Raw genomic sequence first — 12,656 nt, 5'->3', positions numbered from 1 at the left:
CCCAACCGAAGGAGTTCGACCATGGCATCCTCCCCCACTCGACCGGTCGTCGTCGGGTATGACGGGTCCGAGCCCTCATGATCGCCGACTGAGCGGCCCTGGCAGCCCCTGCCCGCACGCCCAGACCCCGCCCCGCCCCCGCGAGACGGTCAGCAGCAGGGAACTAGGCTGCTGCTAAACCCCCAACGAAGGAGTGACCATGGCATCCGTAGCAGCCAACCGTCCGATCGTCGTCGGCTACGACGGCTCGTCCCCCTCCGAGGCCGCCCTGCAGTGGGCCGCCCGGGCCGCCGACCGCCAGGGCCGCAAGCTGGTGGTGCTGCACGCCGCCGAGCGGATCACCTACACCCAGGACGCCGGAAGCGGACTGTGGAAGACCGAGGAGGTCATCGCCGATGCCAAGGAGGTGGCCGGCGAGGGCCGGGACAAGGTCCTCGAGGACTTCCCGGACCTGGAGGTCGACACCGCCGGATCGCTGTTCAGCGCCAAGGTCGCGCTCGGTGAGCGGTCCACGCACGCCTCGATGATGGTCCTCGGCAGCCACGGGCGCAGCCGGGTCGGCACCCTCCTCCTGGGCTCCACCGCATACTCGATCGCCGGCTACTCCCGCTGTCCGGTCGTCATCGTCCGGGACGGCACCAGCACGCTGCCGGGCGCCGAGCGCCCGGTCGTGGTCGGGGTCAACGGCACCGGTGGCTCCGAGCGTGCCGTGGACGCGGCGGCAGTCGTGGCACGGGAGTGGGGCGCCCCCCTGCTGCTGGCCACCGTCTGGGCGCCACCCTCAGGCAACCGCAAGCCGGCCGGCTACAGCTCAGTGGAGGAGGCGGCCGCGGACCACAAGGCCACCGCCGAGAAGGTCAACCAGGACCTGCTGGAGCGCGCCACTGCCGCGCTGGACGACGTCGAGATCAGGGGCACGGTGATCGAGGGCCACCCCGTCGAGGGTCTGGTCCAGGCCGGCGAGCAGGGCGGGCTGCTGGTGCTGGGCACCCACGGTCAAGGCAGCCTGGCCGGTGCCGTTCTGGGCTCGACCAGCATGGGAGTGCTGCACGAGTCGAGGTCGCCGATCATGGTGGTCGACTGAGGCCATCTTGGTCCAGCTCTGCCAACGCGTGCTCCCACCGTTCGCGCCGTTGCTCGGCTGACTGCTCCCACCACGGGGTGCCGCGCTCGCCCAGGCCGTGCTTGGCGACGCCGACCCGCCGGCGGTGCGAGCGCAGCCTGCGTGCGACGTGGTCCGGCAGAGCAGGGTCTTGGCGTCGCCAGCGTCGACCGTCGACGGTGAGGTAGCGCGCCTCGTCCTCGCCGCTCACAGCACGAGCACCCGAGTGCCCATGCTCATCAGTCCGTCGCGCCAGATCATGTCCATGGCGGCGACCGAGACGCGTGCGCACCCGTGCGACGCCGGCTGCGGCGGGATCGACCGCGAGCCGTGGATCGCGTAGTTGCCGCTGTAGAACATGGGCCGCCACATCTCGCCCAGCTCGCCGTCCCGCCAGCCGGTGCCGTCGACATACCACACGGCGAAGTCGCCGGTCGGCGTGCGAGCCGTGTAGGTGCGCCCCTTGAACTCGTACTCCTCGCCGTTGGCCGTCGAGGTGTTGAGCACCATGCTGGTGCCGCCGCCCCGCACCAGGAGGATCAGCTGGGAGTCCAGGTGGACCTCGACATGGTCGCCGCCGTCCACCGGCTCCGGGCGGTATGCCGTGGCCAGCGCCTGCTTGACGTTGGGCCCGGCGACGCCGTCGCGCACCAGGCCATTGGCCTTCTGACACGCGAACACCGCCTGCTGGGTGAGGTGGCCGTAGCCGCCGTCGGCCTCGCCGAGCCAGTAGCCGGCCGTCGCGAGCTGCCCCTGGAGGGCACGGACCCCCTCTCCCCCGTCACCGCGCCGGTATGTCGTGGACTCGGGTTCGGGTTCGGGTTCGGGCTCCAGCTCGGGCTCCGGCTCGGGCTTGATGAAGTCGTCGCCGTCGTCGCTGAGACCGCCGAGCAGGGCGCCGGTCATCAGACCCAGCCCGCCCTTGACCAGGTCGCGTCGCTCGACCTGCATCCGTCGGAGCGCTCGCGGCACCCCGGCATACCTTTGCTGCCGCATTCGTCGACCCCCTCTGTGTGTCTGTGCTGTCTCACCTTAAACGCACGATCGTGGTTCGGCGGTTGCGGCCCACGCCCAGGTGATGCGCAACCGTGACCTCAGTGCCCGGCGCCCAGCTGACCGGACAGCGGCCCGTGCCAGGCCTGGCTGGCGGTGTTGAGTCCGACGATCTCCACGCGCTTGCCCTTGCGCTGATACTTCAGCTCGATGGCATCCAGGGCTGCCACCGTGGAGGAGTCGAAGATCTGCGCATCGCTCAGGTCGATCACGATGTTGTTCGGGTCGCCGGTGTAGTCGAACTGGTAGACCAGGTCGTTGCTGGAGGCGAAGAACAGGACGCCGCGCACCGCATACACCCGCGTGTCCTCGTCGGGGTGCGCGATGTCGATGACCTCGGTGAAGTGGGAGACCCGCCGGGCGAAGAAGACCATGGCGACGACGACACCTGAGATGACGCCGTAGGCCAGGTTGTGGGTGTACACGGTCACCGCAACCGTGGTCAGCATGATCGTGGTGGCGCTGGCCGGCATCCGGCGCAGGGTGGACGGGTGCACGCTGTGCCAGTCCATCGTGCCGACCGAGACCATGATCATCACGGCCACGAGGGCAGCCATCGGGATGATCGCGACGAGGTCACCCAGCCCGACCACGAGCACCAGCAGAAAGACGCCGGCGAGGAAGGTCGAAATGCGGGTCCGCGCACCGGAGACCTTCACGTTGATCATCGTCTGCCCGATCATCGCGCAGCCGCCCATGCCACCGAAGAAGCCGGTCACCACGTTGGCGACTCCCTGACCCCAGGCCTCGCGGGTCTTGATGGAGTGCGAGTCGGTGACGTCGTCGACCAGCTTGGCCGTCATCAGCGACTCCAGCAGGCCGACCAGCGCCGCAGCAAACGCGTAGGGCGCGATGATCTGCAGCGTCTCCAGCGTCAACGGCACGTCGGGGAAGATGAGGGAGGGCCAGCTGTCGGGCAGCTCGCCCTGGTCACCGACGGTGGGGACCCGGATGGAGAAGACGATGACGGTCGCAGTCAGCACGATGATGGCGATCAGCGGGGCCGGCACGGTGTCGGTCACCCGGGGCAGGTAGACCATGAACAGCAGGCCGACGGCGACCATCGGGTAGACCAGCCACGGAACGCCGAGCAGGTGGGAACCTGCGCGCTGAAGATCAGGATGGCCAGCGCATTGACGAAGCCCACCATCACGCTGCGCGGCAGGAAGCGCATGAGCTTGGCGACACCCAGCACGCTGAGCACGATCTGCAGGATCCCGGCCAGGATGACGGTGGCGATCAGGTAGTCCAGCCCGTAGTCGCGAGCAACCGGCGCGATGACCAGGGCGATCGCGGCAGTGGCGCCGGAGATCATGCCTCGTCGCCCGCCCACGATCGAGATCGTGACGGCCATGGTGAACGAGGCGAACAGTCCCACCCGCGGATCGACGCCGGCCAGGATGGCAAACGAGATCGCCTCGGGGATCAGCGCCAGCGCCACCACGAGCCCGGCCAGGACCTCGGTGCGCAGCCGCTTGGGCGAGCGCAGCGCGGCCCGGACGGAGAAGTCCGACTCCGGTTGGGGGGTGCCGCCGACGACGTCCGGGCGGGCAGTGGGGGTCATGGGTACTCCGTCATGGGGACATGCGAGAACCGCGCCCGAGCGGGCGGCGGTGCGGGATGGGGGCTGGGCGCGGTGCCACCGTGGCGTGCGCTCCAGGAGATGTCTTCGCGGGACTGGCGCCTCAGCAAGTGTCCCTTCGGCCAAGCACCGCCCTACCGGGCCGGCGGGCGGTCGATCGAGCTTCGCCGGGTCCCGAGGACTAGGGGGGTCACCGGATGCGGTGCCGACCCCCCGCAGGCGAGCCTGAGGAAACCGGGGATAGCCAGGAACGGCCTGGTCGTCCACAGTTGACCATCAGAGAGGTCTTGCCATGTCACTCGCCACAGACACCGTCACCATCGATGAGGACAAGCTCATGTCCTTCGTCTTCCGAGCGGTAGGGGAGGTGGGGGCCGCGTTGAACGGTGCACTGGTGGTGCTCGGCGACGAGCTGGGCTACTACCGGGCCATGGCCGAGGCCGGCCCCCTCACTCCGGCCGATCTCGCCGGGCGCACCGGCACCGGTGAGCCGTACGCCCGCGAGTGGCTCAACGCGCAGGCGGCCGGCGACTACGTGGAGTACGACCCGGCCGACGGCACCTACACCCTGCCCCCCGAGCACGTGGTCGCGTTCACCGACGAGACCTCGCCGGCATACCTGCCCGGCCTGTTCCAGCTCGCGCACGGCACCATCCGGGACACCCCGGCCATCCTCGGCGCTGCCCGCGGCGAGACCGGCTACGGCTGGCACGAGCACAACGTCGACGTCCACCTGGGATGCGAGCGCTTCTTCCGGCCCAGCTACCTGAACAGCCTCACCTCGACCTGGCTGCCGGCGCTCGACGGCGTGGTGGAGACCCTGCGCCGCGGCGGACGGGTCGCCGACATCGGCTGCGGCTACGGCGCCTCCACCGTGCTGATGGCCCAGGCCTTCGAGCGCAGCACGTTCACCGGCACCGACTACCACGCCGAGTCCATCGACGTGGCCCGGGAGCGCGCCGCCGACGCCGGTCTGACGGGCCGGGTCGACTTCCAGGTCGCGGGTGCCGCCGAGCACCCGGCAGAGGGCTACGACCTGGTCACCATGTTCGACTGCCTGCACGACATGGGCGACCCGGTCGGCGCCGCCCGGCACGTGCGCGCCATCCTGGCCCCCGGTGGGTCCTGGATGATCGTCGAACCGGCCGCCGGCGACCGCGTGGAGGACAACCTCAACGCGGTGGGTCGGGTGTACTACGCCTTCTCCACGCTGCTGTGCACGCCGGCGTCGCTGTCCCAGGACGTGGGTGCCGCGCTCGGCACCCAGGCCGGCCCGGCCCGGATCCGGCAGGTCGTCGAGGCCGCCGGGTTCACCCGGTTCCGCACGGTGGCCGCCACGCCCTTCAACAACGTCTTCGAGGTCAGGGTGTGAGGGTGCGATGACACCTACGCAGCAGCAGGAGGCCCTTCCGGCCCGTCCCCCGGACGCTACCGGGGTCGCCGAGCACGACGGCGTGCGCCTGTCCTGGGCGGTCCACGGCAGCGGTGCGACCACCCTGCTGCTGCTGCCCACCTGGCAGATCTTCGACTCCCGCTTCTGGAAGGCGCAGGTCTCCTACCTGGCCCGGCACTACCGGGTGCTCACCTACGACGGCCGGGGCACCGGTGGCTCGGACCGCCCGGCCGGAGCGGCGGCATACACCAACGACGTGCTGGTGCAGGACGCGCTGGCGGTCCTGGACGCCACCGGCACGGATCGGGCCGTGCTGGTGGGACTGTCCTGCGGGGTGACGTGGGCACTGCTGGCCGCGCAGTCCCGGCCCGAACGGGTCAGCGGCGTCGTGGCGCTGTCGCCCTCGTGCGGGGTCAACGTCAGCCAGCCCGAGCGGGAGCACCACGGCTTCGAGGAGCGGCTGGGGACCACGCAGGGGTGGGCGAAGTACAACCGGCACTACTGGCTGAAGGGCGACTTCGCCGACTTCCGGCGGTTCTTCTTCGAGCAGATGTTCTCCGAGCCGCACTCGACCAAGCAGCGCGAGGACGCCATGGCCTGGTCGGCCGACACCGACCCGCAGATGCTGGTGGACGCCACTGCCGCACGACTGGGGTGCGACGACGTGCGCTGCGAGGACCTGGAGCCGCTCTTCGCGCAGGTGACCTGCCCGGTGCTGGTGGTGCACGGCACGCAGGACCGGATCCGCAGCACCATCGTGGGTCAGCGGATCGCCGGGCTGACCGGGGCCGAGTTGGTGCTGCTAGAAGGTGCCGGCCACGGGCTGCTCGCCCGTGACCCGGTGAAGGTCAACCACCTGATCCGCGACTTCGTCGAACGACTGCAGCCCCCCACGACCGCGCCGGGCACGACCAGCTGGCCGCGCGCCGGGGCGCGGCCGCGACGGGTCCTCTTCCTCAGCTCGCCGCTCGGGCTCGGGCACGCCGCCCGGGACGTGGCGATCGCCCGCGAGCTGCGTCGGCGACACCCGGACGTGCAGATCGACTGGCTGGCCCAGCACCCGGTGACCACCGTGCTCGAGACCGCTGGGGAGCACGTGCACCCGGCCTCGGCGTGGCTGGTCAACGAGTCGGCCCACGTCGAGCACGAGTGCGGGGAGCACGACCTGCACGCCTTCCAGGCGATCCGCCGGATGGACGCCCTGTTGGTCAGCAACTTCATGGTGTTCGCCGAGGTGGTCGCGCAGGACCAGTACGACCTGGTGGTGGGCGACGAGGCCTGGGACGTCGACTACTTCCTGCACGAGAACCCCGAGCTCAAGCGGTTCGCGTTTGCCTGGCTGACCGACTTCGTCGGGTGGCTGCCGATGCCCGACGGCGGCGCGGCCGAGGCTGCGCTGACCGCCGACTACAACGCGGAGATGCTCGAGCAGCGGGCCCGGTTTGCCCGGGTGCGCGACCGGTCGGTGTTCGTCGGCTCCCCCGAGGACGTGCTGCCCGCCTCGTTCGGGCCGGGACTGCCCGACATACGGACCTGGATGGCCGACACCTTCGACTTCTGCGGCTACGTGCCCGGGTTCGACGCCGCAGCCCTGCCGGACCGGGAGGCGTTGCGGGCCGCTGTGGGTATGCCGGCGGACCAGCCGACCTGCGTGGTCACCGTGGGTGGCACCGGCGTGGGCCAGCCGTTGCTGCGCCGGGTGCTCGAGGCGGTGCCGCTGGCGCGTCGGCACCAGCCCGACCTGCGCTTCGTCGTGGTGACCGGCCCGCGCATCGACCCGCGGTCGCTGCCCCCGACGCGTGGCGCGCAGGTATGCGGCTACGTGCCCGATCTGTACCGGCACCTGGCCGCCAGCGACCTGGCCGTGGTCCAGGGAGGGCTCACGACATGCATGGAGCTGACCGCGGCCCGGACGCCGTTCGTGTACGTGCCCCTGCGACACCACTTCGAGCAGCAGTTCCACGTGCGGCACCGGCTGGAGCGGCACGGCGCGGGACGGCACCTGGGTTACGAGCAGGCCAGCGACCCCGACCAGCTCGCCCAGGCGATCGTGCAGGAGCTGGGCGCCCCCGTGGACTACCGGCCGGTGGACAGTGACGGGGCGCAGCGGGCAGCGGCGCTGCTGGCCGACCTGATCTGAGCGCTCGGACTCTGGCGCTCAGACTCCGAGCGCTCTCCCCGCTCAGCGCCGGGCCGGGATCTGCTCGGCGAGCTCGGCGGCCAGCTCGGCCCGGCTGTTGATGCCCAGTTTGGTGTAGACGTGCCGGAGGTGGTACTCGATGGTCTTGGGGCTGAGGAACAGCCCCGCCGCGGCCTCCCGGGTGGTCTGCCCGTCGGCCAGCAGCTGGGCGATCTGCCGCTCCTGTGGGGTGAGCCTGCCGAGCAAGCTCGCGCCGCGGGGTTGCACCGACTCCCCGGTGGCCGCCAGCTCCACGGCCGCCTGCTCGGCGCGCTGCTGGGCGCCGAGCTCCTCGAAGGCCTCCAGTGCGGCCCGCAGGTGGACCCGCGCCTCTTTGCGACGTCTCCGGCGGCGCAGCGAGGCACCGTGTGCGAGCTCGGTGCGCGCCTCCTCAAAGGCGTCGGGGGTCTGCTCGTGCAACTGAGCGGCCACGGCGAAGTGCTGGTCTGCGTCGTCGTCGTCGTCGGCCACCATGCCCATCACCCGATGCGCCCGGGCAAGCGCCCATGGCTGACCCTTGGCCGTGCTCAGGGCCTGGTATGCCAGTGCCTGCTCCCGGGCGGCCTCGGGCTCCCCGAGCCGGAGCAGCGCCTCGGTCAGGTCGGCACCCGGGTGCAGGTCGACGTCCTGCAGCCCGCAGGTGGACAGGGCGGCCGACGCCTCGAGCAGTAGGTCCCGGGCCGGGCCGGGGCGTCCTGCTCCTAGCTCGAGCTCGGCCAGTGCAAGCGTGGCCCAGACGCCTCCCACCACGATGTCGTGCCGCGCACACAGCTCGAGAGCCTCGGCGGCGTGCTCCCGGCAGGGCTCCTTCCGCCCGATCCGGGCCTCCAGCCCGGCCAGCGCTGCCAACAGCAGCGCCAGGTCGGTGTGCTGCCCGGACTCCCGGGCGATCCTGATGCCCTCGTGATAGCCGGAGTCCGCCCGGGCCCAGCGCCGGGTGGACGCGTCGTCCATGCTGACGAGCATCAGCAGCAGCGGCATGGCTCCCAGGACGGTGCCCTCGCGGACCTCGGCCAGTGCCTCCTGCACGAGGTCTCGGAAGGCACCCTCCTCGCGCAGGTAGAGGGGCCCGAGGGCCAGCCAGATCGCCCGCAGCGGGTCGGCCCGCAGCGTGTGACCGGTGGCCAGCTCGGCGACGGCAGCCCGGAGCTGGTCGGCCCCGCCCTGGCCGGTCAAGGTGCGTGCCATCCCGGCCGCCATCTGCCCCAGCACCCGTGCCCGGGCGGTGCCGACGAGCGGCGCCAGCGTCTCCAGCGCGCCGACGGCGCGGTGCAGGAACTCGGTGTCGGCACGGAAGAAGGCGGCGTTGACCCCGTCCGCCCACAGCTCGGTCGCCGCGTCCGGCTCCTGTGGCCCCAGCTGCTCGGTGGTGCGCGCGATCACCTCCAGTGCGGTGGCCAGCGACCCGGTGCGGGTGGCGATCGTGGCACGCAACCGCCCGGACCGGGCGATCAGATCGCCGGAGGTGAGGGCTCCCACGCCTTCCAGGATGGCCCGCGCCCGCTCCCCCTGCCCGGCGACCCACGCGGCCTCGGCGGAGGCGAGCAGCCGGGCCGATCGCTGTGACTCTTCCGGGGACAGCCATCCGGCGCGCTCCAGCGCGGACGCGGCCACGTCGTAGGCCGAGCGCGCACGGGCCCGGTCGGCCACGGCATGCAGGGCCTGCGCCGCCGCGGCGTCGGTGTCGGGCGCCGCGGCGGCCAGGTGCCAGGCCCGCCGATCCAGGTCTTCCTCCGGGGTGGCCCGGGCCAGGGCAGCGTGCGCGGCACGGCGGGCCGGCGCGGGTGCTGCTCCGTAGACCGCGGCCCGCACCAGCGGGTGCCGGAACTCGAGCCGCACGCCTTCCATCCGGACCAGGCCCGCGTCGGTGGCCTCGACCAGGTGCATCGGGTCGACCCCCAGGTCGCGGCTGGCCCGGGCCACCAGACGTCGGTCGGTGCCCCCGGCCGCGGCGAGCAGCAGCGTGGTGCGGCAGGCCGCGCTGAGCCGGTCGGTGCGCGCCCGGAACGCCTCGATGACCGCCGAGGTCACCCGGACCGGCGCGTCCGGCCCGGCGGTGTCCCAGCGGACAGGGTGTGACTGCAGCTCCAGCAGCGCGAGCGGGTTGCCGCCCGTGGCCCGGACCAACCGGTCCACCTGATCGAGCTCAGTCGCCGGCCCGGCGGCGGCCAGCAGCTCCGTCGCCGCCGCCAGGTCGAGCCCGCTCAGCTGCCGGACCGGCAACCCGGCGTGGAGCAGGGCGCTGTCCTCCCCGCTGCGGACGGCGGCCACCAGCACGACGGGGTCCTCCAGCAGCCGACGTGCAGCGAAGGCCAACGCGGCCGCCGACAGATGGTCCAACAGGTGGGCGTCGTCGACCAGCACGGCCAGCGGCTGGTCCTCCGCCCGGTGGGTGAGCAGGCCCAGGGTGGCCGCGGCCACCGCGAACCGGTCCGGCGGCGGGCCCTCCCGCAGATTGAGGGCCACGGCCAGGGCCTGCGCCTGCGGAGCCGGCAGCCGAGCCAGGTCGTCCGTGGCAGTGCCCACGAGCTGGGACAGCCCGCCGTAGCCGAGGTCGCGTTCGAGCTCGTTCCCCACGACCCGCTGCACCCGCATCCCGCGGGCGACGGCGGCGGTGTCGGCGTGTTCCAGCAGCACCGTCTTGCCGATGCCGGCCTCGCCGGTCAGCACCAGCACCCCGCTCCGACCGGCCCGGGCACCGGCCATCAGTTCACCGATGGCCCGCTGCTCGGCGTCACGCCCGATCAGCATCAGCTCACTCCACCGGCACGCGCCGAAGCCGGTCGTCGATCATCTCCCGGTCGAAGGAGGCAGGGTTGCCCTCCAGCATCTCGGCGGCCTCGCCGTATGCCGGGTGCTCCGGGTGGCCCCACGCCTCGACGAGGTCGGTGTAGAAGAAGACGCCACCGCAGTCCTCGGGAGGGCCGGCCCGGCGGCCACCCAGGCAGCGCACGGTGCCCCCGTCAGCCACGGTCTCCTCGACCACGATCTGGTGGACCCAGGAGTCACCGAAGTCGTACTCGTACTCCAGCCGGTCGCCCGCCCCGGTCAGCAGTTCGCCCACCCGGATCGCGGACTCGTCCGCCAGGTTGCGCTCCCTCCGGCCGCGGGCGTCGCGCCGGTCCGGTCGGAACGCGTGCAGATGGGAGTCGGTCCACTCGAAGGCCAGCTGCAGCGTGAGGTGCAGCTCGTCGAGCGTCATCGTGGCCGGCAGCACCAGGCGCCGCCAGATCGGTGGTCGGGCGCCGGCGATGTCCACCCGCACCTGCAGCGCCGTGGGCTCGCCCTCCTCCGGCGCGCGACCCGGGCCGTGGCGACGGCGCTTCCCGGTATGCCGTGCCGCGCCCCTCGCCCCCGCGAGGCCGAGCTCAGGTGACAGGGCCGCCTCGATCTCCTCGGCCACCGGCACCGTGAGGGCGTCGAGGATCTCCTGGCGCTCCCTCCCGGTAGCCAACATCTTCTTGGCCTCGCGCCAGGTGCTCATTGGCTCTCCGGTCCACAGCCGGGTGATGACGATCGTGAGCAGGGCGATGTGCAGCCGAGGGTTGACGTCGTCGACCAGCTCCTCGGAGGTCGGGTCGTCCAGCACGTGGCCATACTCGGGGTGCTCCCCGATGACGAGCAGCTCCAGCTCGTCGGGATCGTCGGGGTCGAGGTCGGTGTAGCGCTCTCCGTCGATGACGACGTCCCGGTGCGGCATCGCGAAGCGGCGGCGCGCTTCCACGTCGGCGCTCTTGCTGTCGGCGGAGCCCTGCAGCGCGGTGCTCAGCTGCTGCAGCTCCTCATCCTCCTCGAGGTCTTCGTCGCCCTCAGGCTCGGCGAAGACCTCCTCGAGCATCATCTCGACGCCGAACAGAAGCGCCGCGACCGCCTCCTCCGGTAGCCCTTCACGCCGCGCGGCCCACTCATTCCACGCCAGGAGCACCCGCGCGAGCGGCTCGGTCTCGTCGTCCTCGACGTCGCTCTCGAGGGCCAAGACCAAGGTCTTGCCAGGCCCCACCCGGAGCGGCTTGCCGGCGTCCTGCTCGTTGCCGTACCGGGCGATCACTTCCGCCCAGCGCCGCAAGGACGCGTTGTCGAGATCGGTGTCCTTGGCCTCCTCCGAGTTGAGGAACTCCGTCATGAGCGACTCGACCTGCTCGGCGGACAGCTGCTCTGGCGCGTGAGCGGTCTCCGGCAGGTCCCGCAGCCGAGCGACGGCCAGCGGCCACAGGTTCTGCACGTCCTCGCTGGGCACGTCGTAGAAGTCCTCCGGACCGGACTCGACCGACGCCATCAGCGGCGGCAGCAACAGGCCGCGCACCTGCTCGGGACCCACCTGCACCAACCGGGTGATCGGCTCGGACTCGGCCGCGGCCGAGCGCAGCTGCTCCAGCGCCTCGTCGACGTCGTCCACGACGAACAAGTCCTTCATCCACCGTCCGGGGCCGTTGGAGTCCAGCAGGAGCATCAGGCCGTGCCGACGGCCATTCGCCAGCGAGCCGCGGTCGAAGGAGCACAGCACGTTGGCCTGGTCACCGAAGACGTCGGTCATCTGCCAGCAGTCCACCAGTCGGGCTTGCCCCAGCCCGGCCGCCCAGGGTGGAGGGTCCACGACCGAGGACAGCCGTTCGGCAGCATCCGAGGCCCGCGCTCGCAGCTCGGCGTCGGGCAGGATCTCGCTCAGGGCGAGCACCACGGCAAGCGCCTGCGAGGAGGGGTTGCAGACGCACCAGTCGATGAGCTCGGCCAGCGGCAAGAGCTCCAGACTCCCCGGGGCACCGGCCTCTCGCTGCATCTGGCCGAGCACCGACGCCGCGGTCGCCTCCGCGCCCAGTGGATCGGCTCCCTCGACGGCGTCCTCCAAGGCGTCGCCCAGCTCCCGCACGAGCGCGGCCGTTGGGTCTTGAGGCACCTGCCGGAGTCGCGACGCGCGGCCGCCACGCTGGGGCTTCTTGCGCTTGCGTCCTCTGCTCTTCGGGCTCATTCGGCCATCCTCTCGTATGCGAGGCGCAGAGTGCACCGACCCCGTGGCCGCCCTGAGGCTGGCTGTGAGGTATGCACTACGTATATACCTCCCTGAGAGGAAGCCATGACGCGTGACGCCGCCACGACCGCCGCGACGAAGAGCCAACGGATCAACCTCCGGACGAGCGAACGCCAGGGGGCGCTCCGTGAGACTTTTGGACGCCGCCCTTCCCTCGACGACCAACCTCGAGCGCATTTTCGCCAAGGAGCCCATGAGGCTTATTCACAATAGGTCCAGCGGTTCGCCACCGCCGTGTTTATGAAACGCCAAACATCCACGATACAACCAGACAACTTCGGCGCGCCTAACGCGGCGACGGCCCGTTATCGAAGAGAATTG

At 71.5% G+C, this 12,656-nt stretch carries 7 protein-coding genes and 1 pseudogene; 3 read left to right on the top strand and 5 right to left on the bottom strand.

Features of this window, described 5'->3' with window-relative positions; all coding sequences use genetic code 11:
- The first annotated feature begins 199 nt into the window (after positions 1–199).
- Positions 200–1,084 carry a universal stress protein gene (locus ACR2FV_RS06960; protein ID WP_434014965.1) on the top strand — a complete coding sequence of 295 codons (885 nt, stop codon included), beginning with the start codon at positions 200–202 and terminating at the stop codon, positions 1,082–1,084.
- Here ACR2FV_RS06960 and ACR2FV_RS06955 read toward each other — a convergent pair.
- The 3 genes and pseudogenes from ACR2FV_RS06955 to ACR2FV_RS06945 form a co-directional block, all read right to left on the bottom strand.
- Positions 1,068–1,313 (bottom strand): biopolymer transporter Tol, encoded by a 246-nt coding sequence (locus tag ACR2FV_RS06955; protein ID WP_434014964.1) that lies wholly within the window; start codon positions 1,311–1,313, stop codon positions 1,068–1,070. The two genes, ACR2FV_RS06960 and ACR2FV_RS06955, sit on opposite strands and share 17 nt — an antisense overlap.
- Entirely contained in the window at positions 1,310–2,098 is a 789-nt protein-coding gene (locus tag ACR2FV_RS06950; RefSeq protein ID WP_434014963.1) for a L,D-transpeptidase family protein, read from the bottom strand. Before ACR2FV_RS06950 ends, ACR2FV_RS06955 begins: the two co-directional genes overlap by 4 nt.
- A 98-nt stretch (positions 2,099–2,196) precedes the next feature.
- A pseudogene (locus ACR2FV_RS06945) lies at positions 2,197–3,719 on the bottom strand (SulP family inorganic anion transporter).
- Between the two features lie 310 nt (positions 3,720–4,029).
- Between ACR2FV_RS06945 and ACR2FV_RS06940 the strand changes: the two are divergent.
- A complete protein-coding gene (locus tag ACR2FV_RS06940) occupies positions 4,030–5,109 on the top strand; it encodes a class I SAM-dependent methyltransferase (protein ID WP_434014962.1) in 1,080 nt (359 codons plus the stop codon).
- Between the two features lie 7 nt (positions 5,110–5,116).
- Positions 5,117–7,270 (top strand): alpha/beta fold hydrolase, encoded by a 2,154-nt coding sequence (locus ACR2FV_RS06935; RefSeq protein ID WP_434014961.1) that lies wholly within the window; start codon positions 5,117–5,119, stop codon positions 7,268–7,270.
- A 42-nt stretch (positions 7,271–7,312) separates the two neighbouring features.
- Here ACR2FV_RS06935 and ACR2FV_RS06930 read toward each other — a convergent pair whose 3' ends face one another.
- Positions 7,313–10,060, bottom strand: coding sequence for an AAA family ATPase (locus ACR2FV_RS06930; RefSeq protein WP_434014960.1), 2,748 nt, complete (start codon positions 10,058–10,060; stop codon positions 7,313–7,315).
- Positions 10,061–10,064: 4 nt separating this feature from the next.
- A complete protein-coding gene (locus tag ACR2FV_RS06925) occupies positions 10,065–12,275 on the bottom strand; it encodes an IS1096 element passenger TnpR family protein (protein ID WP_434014959.1) in 2,211 nt (736 codons plus the stop codon).
- Positions 12,276–12,656 lie beyond the last annotated feature (381 nt).

This window comes from Ornithinimicrobium sp., from assembly GCF_051004135.1.
Classification (GTDB): domain Bacteria; phylum Actinomycetota; class Actinomycetes; order Actinomycetales; family Dermatophilaceae; genus Ornithinicoccus.
This window is presented reverse-complemented; position numbering and strand designations above follow the sequence as displayed.